At 65.1% G+C, this 21,386-nt stretch carries 16 protein-coding genes; 11 read left to right on the top strand and 5 right to left on the bottom strand.

All coding sequences use genetic code 11. The features are described 5' to 3' along the window. Positions 1–2: 2 nt before the first annotated feature. Positions 3–2,063, bottom strand: a complete 2,061-nt coding sequence (locus SARO_RS08330; protein ID WP_011445312.1) for a TonB-dependent receptor plug domain-containing protein — start codon at positions 2,061–2,063, stop codon at positions 3–5. 235 nt (positions 2,064–2,298) lie between these two features. Between SARO_RS08330 and SARO_RS08335 the strand changes: the two genes are divergently transcribed. The 3 genes from SARO_RS08335 (at position 2,299) to SARO_RS08345 (ending at position 5,173) form a co-directional block, all read left to right on the top strand. Then, positions 2,299–2,502, top strand: a complete 204-nt coding sequence (locus SARO_RS08335) for a hypothetical protein (RefSeq protein WP_011445313.1) — start codon at positions 2,299–2,301, stop codon at positions 2,500–2,502. Positions 2,503–2,660: 158 nt separating this feature from the next. Beyond that, positions 2,661–4,253, top strand: a complete 1,593-nt coding sequence (locus SARO_RS08340; protein WP_011445314.1) for an ATP-binding response regulator — start codon at positions 2,661–2,663, stop codon at positions 4,251–4,253. Beyond that, positions 4,250–5,173, top strand: a complete 924-nt coding sequence (locus tag SARO_RS08345; RefSeq protein WP_011445315.1) for a response regulator transcription factor — start codon at positions 4,250–4,252, stop codon at positions 5,171–5,173. Before SARO_RS08340 ends, SARO_RS08345 begins: the two co-directional genes overlap by 4 nt. Before the next feature lie 49 nt (positions 5,174–5,222). Here SARO_RS08345 and SARO_RS08350 read toward each other — a convergent pair whose 3' ends face one another. Further along, on the bottom strand, positions 5,223–5,537 hold the full coding sequence (locus SARO_RS08350; RefSeq protein WP_011445316.1) for a UrcA family protein: 315 nt from the start codon (positions 5,535–5,537) through the stop codon (positions 5,223–5,225). A gap of 447 nt (positions 5,538–5,984) precedes the next feature. On the opposite strand from SARO_RS08350, the gene SARO_RS08355 reads away from it, so the two are divergent. The 4 genes from SARO_RS08355 (at position 5,985) to SARO_RS08370 (ending at position 11,144) form a co-directional block, all read left to right on the top strand. Continuing rightward, positions 5,985–6,974, top strand: a complete 990-nt coding sequence (locus SARO_RS08355; RefSeq protein ID WP_011445317.1) for an NADPH:quinone oxidoreductase family protein — start codon at positions 5,985–5,987, stop codon at positions 6,972–6,974. Positions 6,975–7,331: 357 nt separating this feature from the next. Then, positions 7,332–8,732: an aldehyde dehydrogenase gene (locus tag SARO_RS08360; RefSeq protein ID WP_011445318.1), complete on the top strand. Its 1,401-nt coding sequence runs from the start codon at positions 7,332–7,334 to the stop codon at positions 8,730–8,732. Positions 8,733–8,760: 28 nt separating this feature from the next. Continuing rightward, positions 8,761–9,615 carry a p-hydroxycinnamoyl CoA hydratase/lyase gene (locus tag SARO_RS08365; protein ID WP_011445319.1) on the top strand — a complete coding sequence of 285 codons (855 nt, stop codon included), beginning with the start codon at positions 8,761–8,763 and terminating at the stop codon, positions 9,613–9,615. A gap of 125 nt (positions 9,616–9,740) precedes the next feature. Next, positions 9,741–11,144: a M20/M25/M40 family metallo-hydrolase gene (locus SARO_RS08370; RefSeq protein ID WP_011445320.1), complete on the top strand. Its 1,404-nt coding sequence runs from the start codon at positions 9,741–9,743 to the stop codon at positions 11,142–11,144. Here the strand turns inward: SARO_RS08370 and SARO_RS08375 are convergent. Continuing rightward, positions 11,134–11,739 carry a TetR family transcriptional regulator C-terminal domain-containing protein gene (locus SARO_RS08375; RefSeq protein WP_011445321.1) on the bottom strand — a complete coding sequence of 202 codons (606 nt, stop codon included), beginning with the start codon at positions 11,737–11,739 and terminating at the stop codon, positions 11,134–11,136. The genes SARO_RS08370 and SARO_RS08375 overlap by 11 nt on opposite strands. Before the next feature lie 58 nt (positions 11,740–11,797). On the opposite strand from SARO_RS08375, the gene SARO_RS08380 reads away from it, so the two are divergent. Together SARO_RS08380 and SARO_RS08385 are read left to right on the top strand one after the other, a co-directional pair. Next, the gene (locus SARO_RS08380; RefSeq protein ID WP_011445322.1) at positions 11,798–12,979 is read left to right on the top strand and encodes an aromatic ring-hydroxylating oxygenase subunit alpha; all 1,182 of its coding nucleotides are present in this window, start codon (positions 11,798–11,800) and stop codon (positions 12,977–12,979) included. Positions 12,980–13,023: 44 nt separating this feature from the next. After that, a complete protein-coding gene (locus SARO_RS08385; RefSeq protein ID WP_011445323.1) occupies positions 13,024–14,637 on the top strand; it encodes a phytoene desaturase family protein in 1,614 nt (537 codons plus the stop codon). Here the strand turns inward: SARO_RS08385 and SARO_RS08390 are convergent. After that, positions 14,591–15,907 carry an APC family permease gene (locus tag SARO_RS08390; RefSeq protein ID WP_011445324.1) on the bottom strand — a complete coding sequence of 439 codons (1,317 nt, stop codon included), beginning with the start codon at positions 15,905–15,907 and terminating at the stop codon, positions 14,591–14,593. The two genes, SARO_RS08385 and SARO_RS08390, sit on opposite strands and share 47 nt — an antisense overlap. Positions 15,908–16,011: 104 nt before the next feature. Between SARO_RS08390 and SARO_RS08395 the strand changes: the two genes are divergently transcribed. Continuing rightward, complete coding sequence (locus SARO_RS08395; RefSeq protein WP_011445325.1) at positions 16,012–17,640, top strand: tetratricopeptide repeat-containing sulfotransferase family protein; 1,629 nt, start codon at positions 16,012–16,014, stop codon at positions 17,638–17,640. Positions 17,641–17,774: 134 nt separating this feature from the next. Continuing rightward, positions 17,775–20,396 carry a TonB-dependent receptor gene (locus tag SARO_RS08400; RefSeq protein ID WP_143004893.1) on the top strand — a complete coding sequence of 874 codons (2,622 nt, stop codon included), beginning with the start codon at positions 17,775–17,777 and terminating at the stop codon, positions 20,394–20,396. A 7-nt stretch (positions 20,397–20,403) separates the two neighbouring features. On the opposite strand, the gene SARO_RS08405 is transcribed toward SARO_RS08400, so the two are convergent. After that, a complete protein-coding gene (locus SARO_RS08405) occupies positions 20,404–21,339 on the bottom strand; it encodes a ketopantoate reductase family protein (protein WP_041550246.1) in 936 nt (311 codons plus the stop codon). Between the last annotated feature and the right edge of the window lie 47 nt (positions 21,340–21,386).

The raw sequence follows: 21,386 nt of genomic DNA on the forward strand, positions 1-21,386 counted from the left end.
TGTCAACGGACCTCCACACGAATACCCGCCCAGAACGTGCGCGGCGTGCCGATATCCATAGAACCGTCCTGCAGCCGCGTCACTATCGTCTCGCCAGTAAGGTTCTCGCCGCGCAGGACAAGGCTGATCGGGCCATGGAGCGGAAGCTGGGCAAAGCCGTCGAGCGTTGTGGCCGACGGGAGGAGGTCGGTTTCCAGATCGTCCTCGAACTGCGCGCCAACGTGCCGCAGGGTGAGGCCCAGCGACCAGCGTTCGGCGGGCCGCCAGGCAAGGGTGGCCGTGCCCGCCCAACGCGGCGTCTGCGCGGGACGCTTGCCGTCGAGCGAGGCGGAAATGCCCGATGCCTCCACCTCGGCGTCGGTCCATGCCAGCGAACCATCGAGCGAGATCGCGCCCGCCCGCAGCCTGGCGCCGAATTCAAGACCGCGCGCATGGACGGCATCGACGTTCTGACGCTTGCGCGTGGTCGTGTTGCCGCTCGTGCCCAGGGTGACATTGGCGATGGCGTTGCGGATGCGGTTGTCGAAGGCAGTCGCGTTGAACGCCAGGCCGGGGGCGGGGGTGAAGTCCAGCCCCGCTTCGAAGCCCTCGAGCTTCTCGTTGTGCAGAAGCGGATTGCGCTGCGTTGCGGTGATCGCGATGCCACCCTCGCTGCGCGGCGCGACGACGCTGAACGAGCGGTACAATTCGTTGAGCGTCGGCAAGCGCAATCCGGTGTACCCGGCAGCGCGAAGCGAGAGCATGTCGGTGGCCCTGAACACGGCGCCGCCTCGGAAGCTTGCCTGCCAGCCGGACCTGTCGGCAAAGGCGGGGTCCAGCGCGGAATCGATGGTCGTGGCGCCCGAGGGGCTCCGCTCAAGGAAATAGCCGTCGCGGATTGTCCAGCGGTCGGCGCGGGCGCCGGCGTTGAGGACGAGGCGGCCGAGCGTCCAGTCGTCTTCGAGGAACAGGCCGAGGTCGCTGGTCTTGCCACCTGCCCGGCGACGGGCGGTAACCAGGCCAGTAGCCGCCGAATATGCGTCCTCGGCCATGTCGCCATCGTTGAGGCGGTAGTCCGCGCCGAGCCTGAGCACGTGGTTACCGCCAACGGGCGGGCGCAATTCGGCCTTGCCACCCACGCCCGTCGAAGGCGTGGCTCGCTGGTCGAGCGTCTTGCGGAAGCTGGTCGAACTGATGACGACATTGGTGAAGTCGCGCGCCTGCACATAGGCGAGCACGTCGAAGGCCCAAGCGCCACGCCCAACGAGGCGCAACGAAGCATCCTGTCCGCTCGAGGATGTGTCTGCCCCCCGGAAGCGCAAGGTGCGCCGGTCGTCGAACAAAAGCCCGCGCATCTGCAACTCGACGTCGGTGGACAGGGGGGCGACCAGGCGTAGGCCGGCCGACCATGAGTCGTAGCGTGCCCGGGCGCTGATCGGCACGCGCTGGCCGACGGGCGTGGTCCAGAAGCCCTGACCGCGGTCCCAGCGGCCGGAGATCACCGCAAACCCCTTGCCCACGCGGGGGGCGAGGGCGCCGGAAAGTTCCGTCTCGCCACGGTCGTTCGCCAGCGCACCAGCCTGGACGAGGCCGAGCTGGTCCGCGTTCGCGCTTTCGAGTTCCACCGTTCCGGCAACCGCGCCCGCGCCAAACGCGCCTGCGCCGCCGCCGCGCGTGACGCGTGCAGTCGCGAGCCGTTCGGGGGCTATCGCACTGAAAGGGATATGGCCGAAGAATGGATCGGCCATCGGCACGCCATCGAGCAGGACGAGCGTGCGGCTGGTCGCATTGCCGCCAAGCGAGCGCAGCGTCACGCCTTGCGCGGAAGGATTGGACGAACGGCTGTCGGAGCGGCGGAACTGCTGGAAACCCGCGACAGAGGAAAGGGCGTCCTCGAGTCGGCCGGATGCGGTTTCGAGAAGGCGTTCGCGATCGATCTGCTGGACGTTGTAGGCCGGTGCCGACGGCGGGGCCTGAAGGCCGGTGCCGATCACCACGATTTCGGGCTGGACCGCATCCTGCGCGTGGGCAGCGCAGGGGGCGAGTGTGGCGATCAGGAAGAAGGGGCGGGCCAATGGCCGCATGCTGTTGCTCCGTCTGGCTTTGTCGGGGCGGGGTGGTAGCCGCCCGGCCATGATTCGCCAGCGGTAATTGAAGCCCCTCGGTGGAAACGGAACGTTCGCTGCCACTCGGCGGCCGAGCTGGGCGTAGCGACCAGAATTATGACGTTCGTCAAGTAATGGCATGCGGTAAACGGCGTATGTTGTGTGCTGCGACGCAAAATAATCTGTGCTCCGCGATTCAACACAATGAGGGCACATGTCCACCCAGCGTCTTACCCAGGTCGAACCGGCGGTCGTCAACAAGATGGCGGCAATGCTCAAGAGCCAGAAGCCGGAAGTCATTCAGAACCATTTCGGAATCGGCTTGAACACGTGGGTCAAGCTGCGCGAGGGCAAGGCCATTCGCCATTCCGTGGCGGTTCGCCTGCTCCAGCGGCTGCAAAAGGACGAATTGATCTGATCCGGGACGGAGCTTCGGCGCAGGGCTTGCGCTATCTGACATTGCAGTGCACAAAACTGTTCGCGCCGCATACAAGGTGGGCGGCGCTCGGGGGTGCCTTCAATGGTCGCGTTCCGTGGGGTCGCAAGAAATCCGGTTGCTGACGAAGGGCGGCTCGCATGATCGCGCTGCCGCGCTTCGCCGCCCTGCCATCGCGTGGCGTTCCCATCGCCGCGGCATGGGCGGCGCTGGCGGTGGCCCTTCTGATCGTGGACGCCGTGGTGCCCGGAGAGAGCCTTGCGCTTCACGGCGCTACTCTCACCAGCTTCTGCATCTTCGTTCTCACCTGCATTCGCCAGGCGCGGCGGGACGACGACAGCCAAGACACGGACCGCGAAGCCCTGCGCCAGGAGCTTGACGCTGCCGAATGCGCCAGCGCTGCGAAGAGCCGGTATCTTGCCAGCGTCAGCCACGAGATCCGCTCGCCGCTCAATGCGATCTATGGCTATGCGCAGCTCGTCGAGCGCGAAGGCACGGTCGATCCGCGCGATGCGGCCAGGGTCATCCGTCGCAGCGCCGAACATCTCACTAACCTCGTGGAAGGCCTGCTCGACATCGCCTCGATCGAACAGGGCGTAGTGCGCATCGACAGCACGGTTGCACGCCTCGATGCGCTGGTCGAGCAGGTGGCGGAAATGTTCCGGCCGCTCGCGGTGCAGAAGGGCCTCGCGTTCCGCTGCGATCTTCCCGCGCGTCTGCCCGAGTTCGTGCGGATGGACGAACGTCGGGTGCGGCAGGTGTTGATCAACCTTGTCTCCAACGCGGTGAAGTTCACCCAGGCGGGCGAAGTGGTCCTGGCGGTGCGCTGGAGCGGCGAAATAGCGACATTCGAAGTGCGCGATACCGGCCCGGGCATTTCCCCGGCCCATCAGGAGACGGTATTCTCGCCCTACCAGACTGGTGGGGTCGAATGTGGCGGCGGTGCCGGACTGGGACTGGCGATCACGCGTGCGATAGTCGACATGCTGGGCGGCGACCTGCGGCTGGAAAGCCGGCTGGGCGAGGGATCGCTGTTCCGCGTCGTGCTGATGATGCCGCATGTCTCCGGCATGGTGGACTGTGCCGCGCCGCGCCCTCGACCGGTGGGGTATCGGGGGGCAAGGCGGTCGCTGTTGCTCGTCGATGACGATGCCGACCATCTTGCCGTGCTGCGCTGCACGCTCGAATCCTGTGGGTTCGACGTTTCGCTGGCGCCCGACGGCGCGGCGGCGCTTGCTCTGGCTCACGCGCGCGCCTTCGATGCTGTCGTCCTGGACATTGCGATGCCGGGATTGTCGGGTTGGGAGGTCGCGGAAAGGCTGCGTGCCGCGCACGGGCAGTCATTCAGGCTGGTCATGCTTTCCGCCAATGCCGAAGAGCGGCACGGGCCACGGGGCAAGGAGCCTGACCACGACCTGTTCCTGATGAAGCCGGTTGAACTGTCCGCGCTGGTCGACTCGCTGGGCAAGCTGCTGGGGCTGGAGTGGATACTCTCCGAAGGCGGCGGCGACACCGTGCTGGCCCAGCCGCGGATCGACGTGTCGGACAGCGCGCGGACACATGTCGATCGTCTGAAATCGTTGGCGAGGATCGGCCACTTGCGAGGGTTGGAGGCGGAAATTCGCAGCATGCAGGAAACGGACACCGGGACGGCGCCACTTGCCGCGCGCCTCTTCGATTGCCTCGACCGGTGCGACCTCGTGGCGATGCGGCGGGTGTTGGAGGGCATATGACGACTGGCGAATACGAGCGGCGGGACACCGTGCTGGTGGTGGACGACGAGCCGGATTCGCTGCGTTTCCTTGCGGATACGCTGGAGGGCGCGGGTATCCGGGTGCTTGTCGCGATTTCGGGCGATGCGGCTCTCGACGTGCTGCAGCATGTGGAGCCGGACCTGATCCTGATGGATGGGGTAATGCCGGGGAGAAGCGGCTTCGAGACGACGGCGTGCATCAAGGCGCGCCCCGAACTTGCCCATGTGCCGGTCGTCTTCATGACAGGGCTGCACGACGACGAACACGTCGTCCGCGGTTTCGAGGTGGGCGGGGTCGACTATCTGCGCAAGCCTGTGAATGTCCAGGAACTGCTTGCGCGGGTTCGGGTTCACGTTGGCAATGCCCGCGCAATCCAGGCGGGTGCCGCAGGCCTCGACGCGACTGGTCGGCTGATGATGGCGACGGACCTGCAAGGTGGCTTGCTATGGTGCACACCCTTGGCCGAACGGGCGATAGCGCGGGCATGTCCGGGCTGGAGCCGCGACGCAGGCGCGCTACCGGATGCCCTTCGCGAACCGGTCCGCAAGATGCTGGGGCGCGGTGCGGCGCAGTCTGGGTCAGTCAAGGTCGAGCAGGTCGACGGCACGATGGAACTGGTCGTGATCGCGCAGTATCGCGGGCAGGAAGTCCTGATCCGAGTGAACGAGCTGAACCCGAAAGCCGACATCGCCCTGCTGCAGCAGAAGCTGGGCCTTACCGACCGGGAGGCCGAAGTGCTGCTGTGGACCAGCTATGGCAAGTCCAATGCGACGATATCGGAAGTCCTCGCCATCAGCCCCCGCACGGTCCAGAAACATCTGGAACGCATCTACGAAAAGCTGGGGATCGAAACCCGCGCAGCCGCAGCGGCGGTCGCGATCAAGGCGCTGGGCAACTAGGCCACGAGGGCAGCGCCACCTGCGGCAGGAGGCGCTGCCCTGACAGGTTTCAGCGGCTGTGCGCCGGTGCGGCGCGGTGCGCGGCCTGGGCCATGCGCTTGATCGCAGGCTCGACGCTGGCGATGGCTTCGCGGCGGCACTGGACGTCGGGCAGTGGCGTGACGATCATGCGGTCGGCCGGATCGCAGGCTGCTGCGGCCGCATCGGCGACACGGTTGCGCAGGCGGCGGACATCGTCCGGACGGGTAAGATCGAGGCCTTCCGACGATACGGAGATCGTGACGGTGGATGCGTCGCCGGCATTGGCGATCTGGGGCGCGGACAACAGTCCGAGCGCCGCGGCTGCGGCGAGAACGGTTTTCATGGCATGGTCTCCTGCGTCATTTTTCGTGGAGCCTTGCCGGCCCCTTTATGGTGGATCCGCCCGCGCTTTTCGCGATGCCTTGATCCACGCATAAAAATAGGCGTTCGCAGCCACCCGGCAAGCGGAATCTTGTAAAAAACGACGAATTTTCGGGCTTTTTTCTTGTGCCATGCAACAGGTCCAGCATGTGCATAGCTTCGTCTGCAAGGGCGAGCGGTGGCGGTGCCTGGCCTTAATTTAGGACATATGTTCAGGAATCTTGCAGATATTCCATGGACTTGAGCCGTCCAACAGGATTCGGCGGGAAGGGGGCAGGCGTGGCCTTGCGCACCTTACATTGCCATGGCCGCAACGCAGCATTGCGGCGTCCGTCGTGGAGCGATTTGTCACGTTCAGCCACCTTGGTCGGGCGCCGGGTTTGCGCCACAACTTGGCGGGGAGAACGAAATGACGACCATGTGTGCGCTCCAGGTGCGGGCGTTGAGCGAAGATCTGGGCGGGCTCGCTCTTGTCGATCTGCCAATGCCTGTGCCTTCAGCAGGCGAGGCGCTGGTGCGGATCGAGGCCGCTGCGCTCGGCTTTCCCGATCTCCTGATGACGAAGGGGCGCTACCAGGCCCGGCCGCCACTGCCGTTCGTGCCTGGTATGGAAGGCGCGGGCGTCGTGGTCGAAGCAGGCGAGGGGTGTCAGTTCAAGCCGGGCGACGAAGTCATCGTGGGCGGTCTGACCGGCGGCGTGGCGCAATACGGCTGTTTCGCCAGCGGCGCGATGATGCCCAAGCCCGCAAGTCTGGACATGGGCCAGGCCGCTTCGCTGCGTGCTGCATACCTCACGGCATGGGTGGCGCTCGTGCGCAGGGGTATGGCCCAGCCGGGCGAGACCTTGCTGGTCCACGGGGCAGCGGGAGGCGTGGGGCTGGCAGCGGTGGACCTTGGCAAGGCGCTCGGCCTGCGGGTGATCGCGGCCGCATCCAGCGACGAGAAGCGCGCGGCGATACAGCAACTCTATGCACCGGATCACGTGATCGACAGTGCGCCGGGATTTCGCGACCGTGTGCTGGCGATCACCGAGGGGCGCGGCGCGGACCTCGTCTACGACCCGGTCGGGGGCGACGTGTTCGACGAATCCACGCGCTGCATCGCCTTCGACGGGCGCCTGCTAGTCATCGGTTTTGCCGGAGGGCGCATTCCGCAGATCGGGGTCAACATCGCGCTGATCAAGGGGTTTTCGGTGGTTGGTGTCAGGGCTGGCGAATACGGCCGCCGCTTCCCGGAGCGGGGGGCGGAGAACCTGGCGCAGGTCCAGCGGCTGGCAAGCGATGGTCGGATCCGGCCGCATGTCCATGCGCGGTACGCGCTTGCGGACTGGAAGCAGGCCTTTGCCGGAATGGAATCGCGTTCCGTGATCGGGCGAAGCGTGATTCTCCCGCACGGATGAAGCGCAAAAAAATGGGCCGCACCGTTGCCGGGCGGCCCTGAAAAGTTTGGGAGAGGATGCCTGAAAGGCCCGTCCCAAATGGTCCCCACGCCGGTTTTGCGCAAGTGCGAAACACGGCATTTACATTGCACAAAATGCAATCGCATGGGCAGGCGGGATTGCCGGCAGAGGCCGTCAATGGACATATAAACCCCGGAAAATGAGGATTTTCTTACTGTTCATTCGAATGCGCAAAGCCGATCTGAAGTGCTCAACGTGCAAAGCCTGCACAAAATGACAGGTCGTGCCGGCATCTCAATCGCCTGTTGCTTCCCCTTCTGCTGATTGCTATAAATCATAACAGATTGGGAGAGAGTCATGCAGTTTGAACGCATCAATCCGATGACCGGCGCCGTCGCCTCGCAGGCAGAGGCCATGAAAGCGTCGGACATTCCTTCCATTGCTGCCCGCGCAGGACAGGCCTTTCCGGCGTGGGCCGCGATGGGCCCCAACGCACGTCGCGGCGTACTGATGAAGGCGGCTGCGGCGCTCGAAGCGCGGGCCGACGCTTTCGTCGAGGCCATGATGGGCGAGATCGGCGCGACCAGGGGCTGGGCGCTGTTCAACCTCGGCCTTGCCGCCAGCATGGTGCGCGAAGCCGCCGCGCTGACCACGCAGATCTCGGGAGAGGTCATTCCCTCGGACAAGCCGGGCTGCATTTCGATGGCTCTGCGCGAACCGGTTGGCGTGATTCTGGGCATCGCGCCGTGGAATGCGCCGATCATCCTTGGCGTGCGCGCCATTGCCGTGCCGCTCGCCTGCGGCAACGCGGTGATACTCAAGGCCAGCGAAACCTGTCCGCGCACCCACGCGCTCATCATCGAGGCCTTCGCCGAAGCCGGCTTCCCCGAAGGCGTGGTCAATGTCGTGACGAACGCGCCTGCCGACGCAGCGGAAGTGGTCGGCGCGCTGATCGATGCGCCGGAAGTGCGCCGCATCAACTTCACCGGCTCGACCAATGTCGGCAGGATCATCGCAAAGCGCGCGGCCGAGCATCTCAAGCCCTGCCTGCTCGAACTGGGCGGCAAGGCACCGCTGATCGTCCTGGACGATGCGGACCTCGACGAAGCGGTCAAGGCCGCGGCTTTCGGCGCCTTCATGAACCAGGGCCAGATCTGCATGTCGACGGAGCGGATCATCGTGGTCGATGCCGTTGCCGATGCCTTCGCCGATAAGTTCAAGGCCAAGGTCGCCTCGATGGCTGTCGGCGACCCGCGCGAGGGCACGACCCCGCTCGGCGCCGTCGTCGACGCGAAGACCGTCGCTCACTGCCGCAGCCTGATCGACGATGCCCTGGCCAAGGGCGCCCGTCTGCTGACCGGCGGCGAAACCACGCACAACGTGCTCATGCCCGCCCATGTCGTCGATGGCGTGACGCAGGACATGAAGCTGTTCCGCGACGAGAGCTTCGGCCCCGTGGTCGGCGTGATCCGCGCGCGCGACGAAGCCCATGCCATCGAACTGGCGAACGACAGTGAATACGGCCTGTCGGCGGCCGTTTTCACCCGCGACACCGCGCGCGGCCTGCGCGTCGCCCGCCAGATCCGTTCGGGCATCTGCCATGTCAACGGCCCGACCGTCCACGACGAGGCGCAGATGCCTTTCGGTGGAGTGGGCGCGTCCGGCTACGGCCGCTTTGGCGGCAAGGCCGGCATCGACAGTTTCACCGAGCTGCGCTGGATCACGATGGAAACCCAGCCCGGCCACTATCCCATTTGACCTATCCGACTTTCTCGAAGGACAAGACATGACCGAACAGCAGAAGATCGAGCGCGCGGAAGAAGATACCGTCGCTTTCACCGTCGAGGACGGCATCGCTTGGGTGAAGTTCAACCGCCCCGAGAAGCGCAACTGCATGAGCCCCAAGCTCAACCGCCGCATGAAGGCGGTGCTTGAGGAACTGGAATTCCGCGACGACGTGAAGGTCCTCGTGCTGACCGGTGAGGGCGATGCCTGGACCGCCGGCATGGACCTCAAGGAATACTTCCGGGAGACCGAGGCCCAGGGCCTTGGCGCCGTGCGCAAGTCGCAGCGCGAAAGCTATGGCTGGTTCGAACGCCTGCGCTGGTACGAGAAGCCGACCGTTGCGATGATCAACGGCTGGTGCTTCGGCGGCGGCTATGGCCCGCTGTTCGGCTGCGACATCGCGATCGCTTCGGAAGACGCGCAGTTCGGCCTGTCGGAAATCAATTGGGGAATCCTGCCCGGCGGCGGCGCGTCGAAGGTCGCGCAGGAACTTATGCCGTTCCGCAAGGCCATGTACCATGCGATGATGGGCGAGAACCTGACAGGCAAGCAGGCCGAAGAGCAGGGCCTCGTCACCGAAGCCGTGCCCGCCGACAAGCTCAAGGCGCGTGTGCTGGAAATCTGCGAAGCGCTGAAGAAGAAGGATAGCCACGCGCTTCGCGCCACCAAGTGGACGATGCGTCGCATGGTCGACATGACCTACGACAACGGCCTTGAATACCAGATTCGCGCGCAGGAAGCGCTGCACAGCTTCGGCGGTGCGGCAGCCCGCAAGGAAGCGACGCGCCAGTTCCTTGACGAGAAGAGCTTCAAGCCCGGTCTCGGCACGTTCGACACGTCGAAGGTCAAGGGCTGAGAAAGACCCTGCTTGCCGTAGCGTAAAGGCCCCGGTCGCCCATGCGGCCGGGGCCTTTTGCTTGCGAAAGTGGTTGCCAGCGAACCGCGTCCACGCCAGCTTCGGCGGATCAGGGAGTCGTGCATATGAAGCTCAAGTCATTGTTCCACTTGTCCATTGTCTCCTCCTTGGCGCTCGTCGGCGCTGCTTCGGCGAAGGACGCCGCCTATCCTCGGGCAGAGGCGCAGACGCTCGACCTGGCGCAGAAGGCCATCGCAATCCGTTCCGTGCGGGGCGAGGGGAACAGGACCATCGACGTCGCCAACCTTTTCCGCGACGCACTGCTCAAGGGCGGCTGGCAGGTTGGCGACATCGAGGTGACGCCGGTCGATGACACTGCCTACATCATCGCCACGTGGAAGGGCTCGGACCCCTCGCTCAAGCCGGTGGTCATCTCCGGCCACATGGATGTGGTCGAAGCCAAGCGCGAGGATTGGGAGCGCGATCCTTTCGTGCCGGTCGTCGAGAACGGCATCCTTTACGGTCGCGGGGCAAGCGACATGAAGTTCGACGGCGCGCTGGCGCTGTCCACGCTGATCGAACTTCGGCGCCAGGGTTTCAAGCCGAAGCGCACGATCGTCATCGAGTTTTCCGGCGACGAGGAGACCACGATGAAGACCAGCGCGATCATCGCGGAAAAACTCAAGAACGCGGAACTGGTGATCAACGTCGATGGCGGCGGCGGCACTCTCGACGAGGCGACGGGCAAGCCGCTCTACTGGACCTGGCAGGGCGCTGAAAAGACTTATGCCGATTACCGGCTGGAGGTGACCAATCCGGGCGGCCACAGCTCCGCCCCGCGCCCGGACAATGCCATCGTCCAGCTATCGCAGGCGCTGGTGAAGGTGGGGGCCTACAGGTTCAAGGCTGAACAGAACGACATCACCAGGGGCTATTTCGAAAAGGCGGCGCCCTTTACCGACAGGCCCGAGATTGCCGCCGCGATGCGCGCCTTCGCCGCCAACCCGGCGGACGAGAAGGCACTGGCGACCCTGCGGGCCGATCCATCCATGGTCGGCAAGGTCGGGACGACCTGCGTTCCGACCATGCTCGGCGGCGGCCATGCCGAGAACGCGCTGCCGCAGCGCGCCTTCGCCAACATCAATTGCCGAATCTTCCCCGGCCACACCAAGGAGGCGATCATGGCTGAGCTGGCGCAGGTGGTCGGCGATCCGGCTGTGAAGATCAGCGACGTGACCGAAGGTTCGGTCGCATCGCCCGCGTCCCCGCTGCGGCCCGACCTGATGAAGGCTGTGACCAGGGCAATGACCAAGGCCTACCCCAAAGTGCCGTTGATCCCTTCACAGGCATCGGGCGCTTCGGATTCCATGTGGTTCCGCGCGCTCGGCGTGCCGAGCTATGGGCTCAGCCCCTCGTTCTCGAAGGACAGCGAGGACTTCTCGCACGGCCTCAACGAGCGGACGCGGTTGTCCAATATCCGGCCGGGGATCACCTACTACCTGACCCTGATCACCGACCTCACGAAATGATCGAGGCGAGGAAGCTGCGGGCGATGTCCCGCGCATCCTCGGCCGAGAAGCAGCCCGGCGAGAGGCACAGCTCCAGCCACAGTCCGTCGACCAGCGCGGTAACTGCGATGGCCTGACGACGCCGAGCCTGCGGCGCCACACCGCAATCTCCCAGCAACGTTTCCAGCCGCGCGCGGTAGCCCGCATACTGTTCGTCGTGCTGGCGGGCGATGTCGGCCCGCGCGGTGACGAGACTCCAGAACGCGATCCAGGTGGCGAGCAGCGCCGGATCGGCGATGGGCGGCGCGAAGCTGGCGGTGACGAAGGCTTCCAACCGTGCGCGCGGGCCGGGCCCGGCATTGGCGACGGCTTCGTCCAATGCCTCGGCGACCTTCCCGTCGACGTATTCGTAAGTTGCCGCAACAAGCGCGTCGACTGCGCCGAAATAGTGACCGACCAGTCCCGGCGAGACACCCGCTTCCTGGGCGATTGCCCGCACGCTCGCGCCCGCTGCGCCGCTGGCCGCCAGCACGCGGGCGCAGGCCTCGATCAGGCTTAGCCGACGCGCGTCGGGCTCTGCGCGGCGGAAGGCGGGCGAGGGGGCGGTGGTCGTCACTTGAACATTCTGCCCGTTGTTGTACGATCGTTCAATAAGCAATCTTGGATTCGGGCAAATGGGCGATCTTTCCGGCGCGTTCCGGCACATTTCATCGGACGAGGTCGATCCGGACGCGGACTGGAGCCTGCCTGGCTGGCTCTACACCGATCCGGAATACTTCGCGGTGGAGATGGAGCGCGTGATCCGCCCGTCGTGGCAGATCGTCTGCCACGAAAGCGACATTGCCGCGTCAGGCGCGTACCGCACGCTGGATTATCTGGGTGAAAGCGTGATCGCGATCCGGGGTGAAGACGGCGCGATCCGTGCTTTCGCCAACGTCTGCCGCCACCGTGCGATGCGGCTGGTCGAAGGGCCTGCGGGCTGCGCCAAGAAGCTCGTCTGCCCGTATCATGCCTGGACGTTCGAACCGGACGGTCGACTTTCGGGCGTGCCGATGAAGTCCGATTATCCCGCGCTAAAACTCGAAGAGAACGGCCTCGCGCCGGTCGCGGTCGAGATCTGGCGTGGCTTCGTGTTCGTGCGTCTGGTCGACGGCGGATTCCCCAGCGTGGCCGAGATGATGGCGCCGTTCGAGGAAGAGGTTGCGCCCTATCGCTTCGAGGACATGCGCCGCATTGGCGACGTGCGTTTGCGGACGCGCGACGTGAACTGGAAGAACGTTGGCGACAATTATTCCGACAACCTCCACATCCCCGTCGCGCACGATGGCCTGACGCGCATCTTCGGCAAGTCCTACGAGATTTCCGACCACGGTTGGGCCGATCGCATGAAGGGCGATCTGGTCGACAAGCCTTCGGCCAACTTCTGGGAGCGGTTCTACCAGGCGCACCTGCCGGAGGTGCCGCACCTGCCGGCGCAGTCGCAGCGGCGCTGGCTGTACTACAAGCTCTGGCCGAACATCGCGTTCGACATCTATGCCGACCAGATCGACTTCATGCAGTGGCTGCCACTCACGCCGACGACCTCGGTCCTGCGCGAGATGTGCTTCGCGCTGCCCGATGAAAGGCGCGAGATGAAGCTGGTCCGCTATGCCAACTGGCGGATCAATCGCGTGGTCAACAAGGAGGACACCTGGCTGATCGAGCGCATCCAGCAGGGCATGGCCTCGCAAAGTTATGGCGCGGGACCGATCGGCAAGAGCGAGGTCTGCCTGCGCAGCTTCGCGCGCAAGATTCGCGCAATCACCCCCGAGGCCCGCCTGCACAAGGCGCCGGCGCCGGGGTGGAGCAGGAAATAGTCCGCAAGCCAGCGGAATTTACATGTTTTCCGGGGAGTTACCGCATGTCCAACCGTTATGACGCACTGATCATCGGCGGCGGCCACAATGGCCTTGTCTGCGCCTTCTACCTTGCCAAGGCAGGGATGAAGGTCCGCGTGCTGGAGCGCCGCGACGTGGTCGGCGGTGCTGCCGTGACCGAGGAGTTCCACCCCGGTTTCCGCAATTCGACCGCCAGCTATACCGTCAGCCTGCTGCGGCCCAAGGTGATCGCGGACATGAAGTTGCACGATTACGGCTATCGCGTGATCGAGCGGACGATCAGCAATTTCTTCCCGTTCCCCGACACCTACCTCAAGTTGGGCGGCGGACCGGGCCGTACCGAGGCAGAGTTCGCGCGCTTCTCGAAGAAGGACGCGGAAAGCTATCCCAGGTATGACGCCGCGCTGGAAAAGGTCGCGAACGTCCTGCGCGACATTTCCCTGCAGACGCCGCCCAACGTCGGGGGCGGCATTGCCGCGCTGAAGTCCGCCGCGACGCAGGGCTGGCCGATTGCGAAGCTGGATATCGCCACCCAGCGCGACTTGCTCGACATCTTCACCAAGTCCGCGCGCGATTTCCTCGATGGCTGGTTCGAGGATGACCACGTCAAGTCCGCCTTCGGGTTCGACGCGGTGGTCGGCAACTTCGCCGGCGTATCCACGCCCGGCTCTGCCTACGTCCTGCTGCACCACGTGTTTGGCGAAGTGAACGGCAAGCTGGGCGCATGGGGCCACTCCGTCGGCGGCATGGGGGCGATCACCCAGGCCATGGCGAAGGCCTGTGTCGATGCTGGCGTGGAGATCAGCCTCGAAGCGCCCGTTTCGCGCGTGCTCGTGAACAACGGCAAGGCCGCTGGCGTGAAGCTGGAGGGCGGCGAAGAGCTTTACGCCCCGATCGTTGCTGCCAACGTCGGCCCTGCCATGCTCTATCGCCAGATGGTCGATGCCAGCGACCTTGACGAGGATTTCCGCCGGCGGATGAAGAACTACAAGACCGGCTCAGGCACGTTCCGCATGAACGTGGCGCTTTCCGAACTGCCGGATTTCAAGGTGCTTCCCGGCAAGCAGCTTGCAGAACACCACACTGCCGGCATCATCATCGCGCCCGGCATGGATTACATGGACCAGGCCTTCATCGATGCGCAGCAGTTCGGCTGGTCGAAGAAGCCCATCGTCGAGATCAAGATCCCCAGCACCGTCGACGACAGCCTTGCCCCTCCGGGGCAGCACGTGGCGAGCCTGTTCTGCCAGCAGTTCGCGCCCCAATTGCCCGATGGCCGGTCATGGGACGATTGCCGCGAGGAAGTGGCGGATCTCATCATCGACACCGTCAACGACCATGCACCCAACTTCAAGGCCAGCGTGATCGCCCGTCAGATCCACTCGCCGCTCGATCTGGAGCGCAAGTTCGGCCTGATCGGCGGAGACATCTTCCACGGTACCATGGGCCTCGATCAGCTCTGGGCCGCGCGGCCGGTGCTGGGCAACGGCGACTATCGCTCGCCGATCAAGGGGCTCTACATGTGCGGCTCGGGCACGCATCCCGGCGGCGGCGTGACCGGCGCGCCGGGGCACAATGCGGCGCATGAGATCATCCGGGATCGTTCGCTGTTGTGGAAGCTGCTCCATCGCGCCTGATCCAGAGGTACACGGGCAGGCCTAGCGCGACGAAGCCTGCCCCATAGGTCAGCGCCTCCGCGCCAAGTCCCCACGCCGCCCATGCGATGAATGCCGCACCGACGAGTGCCGCGATCACCATCGGGCGCTCGTCGGGTAGCAGGCGCACGGCTGCGAGCATCGCGACGAAATAGGACAGCATCCCTGCGGCGAGGCTGACCGAGGCGATGAAGGCGAACAGGTCGCCCATCCCGCGCCCGTAGTTGAGCAGGGTCACGATACTCAGCAGTATGCTCGACACCACGTGCGACCGCACCGGCGTACCGCGCGGGCCTTCGGCGGCGAACCACCGGGGAAAGACGCCGCCGCGCGCCATGGCCCACGGCACTTCGCCTTGCAGCAGGATGAAGCCGTTCAGCGTGCCGAACGCGCTGATCGCGGCGAATAGGGCGACGACCTGGCCCATGCCCGAGCCGAAGAAGCGTGCGAGGAAATCGGCCACCGGGGCAGGGGAGGCGGCAGCATCCGCCATTGGCATGTAGAGCGCGAAGGCGCCTGAAATGCCCATGTAGACGAGGCCGGTGATTGCAACGCCGATCAGCGTCGCGCGCGGCACCACTGTCCGCGCATTCTCCACCTTGTCGGCGGGGACGGTGGCGGATTCAAGGCCGAGGAAGCCCCAGAAGGTAAGTCCCGCGGCGGTGGCGATCACCCCGCCCGACAACGGGACCTCGGGCTGGACCACCGTTGGCGCGCCCGTGATCAGCAGCCAGATCGCCAGGCCTATCAGCCCGGCCAGCGGCACGAGCTTCAGCGCGGTCGTCACCACCGACACGTCCCCCGCCGCGCGCACGCCGCGAATGTTGACCAGCGTCAGCAGCCACACGAAACCGACTGAAAGCAGCGCGGGGACGGCTGGCGTCGCGCCGATCCAGGGCGCGATCAGGCTGAGGTTGCTGACCAGCGCTACCGCGACCGCGCCATTGCCCGCCCACAGCATGGTCCAGTACGACCATGCCGTCACGAAGCCCGGGATCGGTCCGAATGCGGCCTGGGCATAGGCATAGGGCCCGCCCGCCAGCGGCAACCTTGCTCCCATTCTTGCAAAGGCAGCCGCAAGGCACAGCGCCCCGGCAAGAGTGACTGCCCAGCCGATCAACTGGTTGAACCCCAACGGCGCCAGCGTCGCGGGAAGGATGTAGATGCCCGAGCCGATCATGTTGCCCACGACCAGCGCCAGCGTCATCCAGAACCCCAGGCCGCGAACCTTGCTTCCACGAACCTTGTTCATTGCGCCGCTTCCCTGCTGCATGGTCGCCCGTCCATTTGAAGTGGTTCGGCGCGATCGGTCCTGTGCATCGTGCGCAGACTAACGCTTGATCGCGAGGCGTCACCATGTTTGTGATGCTGGCAATGGCCAACGTCACCACTTCCGCGCCCCGCGCCGTCGCACCCGCCTATGACCCGCGCCTGGTAAGGGCCGCCGTCGCCATGAACGAGAACGACCTGCCCACGGCCGAACCCTTGCTGCGCGCCCTGCTGAAGGACGATCCGTTCGATGTCAGGGCGATCCGGCTCTTTGCCGAACTGGCCGGGCGGATCGGGCGCTATCAGGATGCGGAAAACCTCCTGCGCCGGGCGATAGAACTGGCGCCGCAGTTCACCGCCGCGCGCGCCAACCTCGCGCTCGTGCTATATCGCACGAACCGCGCGCCCGAGGCGCTTGAAGAGCTCGCCAAGGTGACCGCCGATGATCCCGAGAACGTCGGACATGCCAATCTTCAGGCCGCCGCCTATGGCCGCATCGGCGAGTTCGACGAGGCGCTTGCCCTCTACGAGCAGGTCCTGAAGCAGGCGGCGGCCCAGCCGCGCGTGTGGATGAGCTACGGCCATATGCTCAAGACCGTGGGCCGTCAGGCCGATGGCGTCGCCGCCTATCGCCGCGCCATCGAACTCCTGCCGACGCTGGGAGAGGCGTGGTGGAGCCTTGCCAACCTCAAGACCGTGCGCTTCGACGATGCCGATATCGCAGCGATGGAAGCCGCGCTGCGCGTTCCGGACCTTGCGCCGGAAGACCAGTGGCACCTCGATTTCGCGCTGGGCAAGGCGTTCGAGGATCGGGGTGAGGCGGAACGATCGTTTCGCCATTACGCCGCCGGCAATGCCCTGCGGAAGAAGCGCATGCCCTATCAGGCGGAAGAGATCACCGCGCAGGTCGACCGCGCTGTCGCCGCCTTCACGCCCGCCACGGTCGCCGGGCTTTCCGGCAAGGGGTGCGAGGCGGGCGATCCGATCTTCGTGCTTGGAATGCCGCGCGCGGGGTCGACCCTGGTCGAACAGATCCTGGCCAGCCACTCGATGGTCGAAGGTACCAGCGAACTGGCCGACATCGGCTACCTTGCGCGGACCGTCGAGGGCTATCCAGCCGGTCTTTCGTCGTTGCAGGGCAATGACTTGCGAGCGCTAGGGGAGCAATACCTCGCGCGCACCCGCATCCAGCGGCATACCGACCGGCCACTGTTCGTCGACAAGATGCCGAACAACTGGATCCATGTCCCCTTCATCCGCGCGATCCTGCCCAACGCCAAGATCGTCGACGCCCGGCGCCATCCGCTTTCCTGTTGCTTTTCAAACTTCAAGCAGCACTTCGCGCGCGGGCAGGGGTTCAGCTACTCGCTCGAAGACATGGGCCGCTACTACCGCGACTACGTGCGCGCGATGGCTCATTTCGACAAGGTCATACCCGGGGCTGTCCATCGCGTGATCTACGAGCGAATGGTCGAGGATACCGAGGCGGAAGTGCGTGCGCTGCTGGCATATTGCGGGCTGGCCTTCGAGGACAACTGCCTCGCCTTTCACCGGACCGAGCGGGCCGTCCGCACGGCCAGTTCCGAGCAGGTCCGCCAGCCCATCTTCAGGGACGGCACAGATGCGTGGAAGGCCTTTGAACCCTGGCTAGGTGAACTCAAGGTCGCGTTAGGTGCCGTTCAGGACTTCTACCCCGAAGCGCCTCCGTTCGACTGAATTGGTGCGTGGCAATTTGGCCACGCTTCCCTCCTAACGTTCGTTTCAACTTGCAACCATCTTGACGATTGCGTGCGGCGCAGCGCAGCATTCGTTTGCAAAACAGAAACATGAGGGTGGGTTCTGCCATGCGCATGAAGTCCGGACCAAGTTATACCGCACGTATTTCACGCCTGCTGCTGCTTGCAGGCACGGCCATCAGCTTCCCCGCGATGGCGCAGCAAGCGCAAAGCGATGCTGCGGAATCCGATCCCAACATCATCATCGTCACCGCGCAGAAGCGCAGCGAAAATCTCCAGAACGTGCCGATCTCGATCCAGGCGCTCGGCACGCAGAAGCTCGAGCAGCTCGGCGTCGCGAACTTCACGGATTACGCGCAGCAATTGCCGTCGGTGACCTTCCAGGCGCTGGGCGGAACGCCGGGTACCAACGTCGTCTACATGCGCGGCGTGGCTTCGGGCGGCGACGGCAACCACTCTGGCTCGCTGCCTTCGGTCGGCGTCTATCTCGACGAGCAGCCGGTGACGACCATCGGCGGCAACCTCGATGTCCACGTCTACGACATCGCGCGCATCGAAAGCCTGTCCGGCCCGCAAGGCACCCTCTACGGTGCTTCCTCGGAAGCGGGCACGATCCGCATCATCACCAACAAGCCCGACACGACCGGCTTCTACGGCAGCGTCGATGCCGAGGTGAACACGGTCAACAAGGGCGGCGAAGGCTACAAGTTCGAGGGCATGATCAACGCCCCGATCTCGGCCATGGCGGCTCTTCGCGTCGTCGGTTATTACCAGCGCGACGCGGGCTTCATCGACAACGTGCCGGGCACGCGGACCTTCCTGGGCACGCCCGTGCTCGACGAGAACGACCAGTACGCGGGCAATCTGCCCGACGGGATCAGCGTCAACAACAACGCCTTCGTGAAGAAGGACTACAACTACACCGACACCTACGGCGGCCGCGCCGCGCTCAAGGTCGATCTCGACGACAACTGGACCGTGACCCCGCAGGTCATGTACCAGAAGACCAAGAGCCGCGGTTCATACGGCTTCGATCCATCGGTCGGCGACCTTCAGGTCCAGCACTTCTTCCCCGAGTTCCGCAACGACAAGTTCGTCCAGGCGGCGCTGACCATCGAGGGCAAGATCGGCAACTGGGACCTGACCTATTCGGGCGCCTATCTCGATCGCCGCACGTTCCAGTCGTCGGACTATACCGACTACGCCGAAGCCTATGACGCGCTCTATGCGAACTACACCTACGAAGGCACGTTCTATTGCAGCGGGCTTGCCGGGTGTTTCGCCTACCAGGACGCCAACGGCAACACGATCGACCCGCGCCAGAAGGTGATCGGCACCGACCACTTCAAGAAGCTGAGCCAGGAACTGCGCATCGCATCGCCGGCGGACCAGCCGCTGCGGGTGGTTGCGGGCCTGTTCTACCAGCGCCAGTCGAACGACATTCACCAGGATTACCAGATCGCCAATCTGGCACCAAACCTGTCCGTCAATGGCCATCCTGGTACGCTGTGGTTGACCGAGCAGAAGCGCGTCGACAAGGACTATGCCGCGTTCGGTGAAGTGAGCTTCGACGTTGCGCCAACGGTCACGCTGACGGCCGGCGGTCGCTACTTCAAGTACGACAACTCGCTGATCGGCTTCTTCGGCTTCGGCCGCAATCCGGGCGACACCGGCCAGTACGATGGCGACCCGCCGAACGCGGCCTATTCAAACCGTACCGGCGTTGCCCAGTGCTTCACCACTGCGGGCGAGCGGCTGTATGACCGCAGCACCGACACCTACAGCTCGTCGCGTACGCTGCTGCCGGCGGCGGTTCCGGGCGGGCCGTGCACCAACCTTGCGGTCTATCAGGACGGTACGCTCAAACCGGTGCGCACCAAGGACGATGGCTTTACCTATCGCTTCAACGCGACCTGGAAGCCGAACAGCGACGTGATGCTCTATGCCACCTGGAGCCGCGGCTTCCGCCCCGGCGGCATCAACCGTCGCGCCGACGTCGAGCCCTACAAGGCGGACTTCCTCACCAACTACGAAGTCGGCTTCAAGTCGACGCTTGCGGGCGGAATGGTGCGCCTCAACGGTGCGGTGTACCAGCAGAACTGGAAGGACTTCCAGTTCGCGTTCCTTGGCGCCAACAGCTTTACCGAGATCCACAACGGCCCGAATGCCCGCATTCGCGGCGTCGACATGGACGCCTCGATCGGTCGCGGTCCGCTGACGGTCAACGTCTCGGCGGCTTACACCGATACCAAGACGCTCAAGAACCTCTGCCTCTTCGACGATCCGTCGTTCACCTGTACCGCCGATGGTCCGACCGGGGAAACCAACCTCATCTCGGCACCCAAGGGCACCCGCCTGCCGATCACGCCGAAGTTCAAGGCGAGCGGCACGCTGCGCTATACGGTTCCGATGGGCGATGCGAAGGCACACTTCCAGCTCAACGGAATGTACCAGAGTTCGGCTTCGTCGGACATCCGCACGGCGATCTACGAAACCTTCAGTGGCGACGTGATCAACCCCTCGGCCCAGCTTGGCAGGCTCAAGGCGTTCGGCACCGTCAATGCGGCGGTCGGAGCGGACTGGGACAGCTACTCGATCGAACTGTTCGTCTCGAACATCTTCGACGAGCGCGGCCAGCTTTCGCGCTTCCAGCAGTGCGGATCGTGCGGCCAGCGTCCCTATATCGTGCCCACCACGCCGCGCATGTTCGGCCTGCGCGCGGGCGCGAAGTTCTGATCGCGGGCTAGGAGAGCGCGGGGCGGGCCTGGGTCCGCCCCGGCTCGCCCATTCGCACCAGATCGGCAAGCGTCGCGGTCACTGGCGCGGTGAGCCCCGCTGCCGTCGCCGCATTCACGATCTGTCCGTTGATCGCGTCGATTTCGGTCGGCCGCCCGGCGAGGCGGTCCTGTAGCATCGATGGCTTGTGCGCCTTGTGGTTGGCGAGGGCGAAGTCGATCTTCGCCGCCAGTCTCGCGCGGTCCATGGCAATGCCCCGACTGGCCGCGACGGCGACGGTCTCGTCGACCACGGCAACCGCAATGCGACGGCCCTCTGGCGTGTCCAGTCCGCCCACCGGCAGGCCAAGCACGGTGGAGAGCGCATTCAGCGCGGCGTTGAACGCGGCTTTTTCCCACACTGCCGCAAGGACATCGGGATCGTGCCGGGCATCCATCCGGCCCGCGTTGAGCAGCGTGGTTGCGGCTTGCGCATGGTCTGCGCCGGCCTTGTCGCAGGGGCCCAGCCACACGTGGCCCGTGCCGTGCGCGGCGACGCCGTTCGGCGGCAGGAGGTCTGCGGGCCAGTCGGTCACGCCGATCAGCACGCGATCTGCCGGGAAGACCTCAGCCAAGGCTTCGGCGTTACCCAGGCCGTTCTGCAGGGTAAGGGCGCAGCAATGTCCGTCGTTCAGATGCGCGACCGAACGGATGGCTGCTGCGGTATGCATTGCCTTGGTGAAAACGAGCACGAGGTCTGCCGGCTCGGCATCTGCCGCAGTGCAGGCGGTGACGCGGGCCGTGCGGTCGCCGTGGTCGTCGTGCAGGACTATTCCGCGGGCCGCGATTTGCTCCAGCCGCGCGGTGTCGACGTCAACCAGCGTGACCTGCTTTCCGGCCAGGGCCAGCCTTGCCGCAAAGAGGCAGCCCATCGCGCCGGCACCGACGATAACCACGCGCTCCATCTGGATAGTCCCTCGCTCGTACATGCGCGCGAGTATCCCGGCGGGTG

It is taken from the genome of Novosphingobium aromaticivorans DSM 12444 (assembly GCF_000013325.1).
Classification (GTDB): Bacteria; Pseudomonadota; Alphaproteobacteria; order Sphingomonadales; family Sphingomonadaceae; genus Novosphingobium; species Novosphingobium aromaticivorans.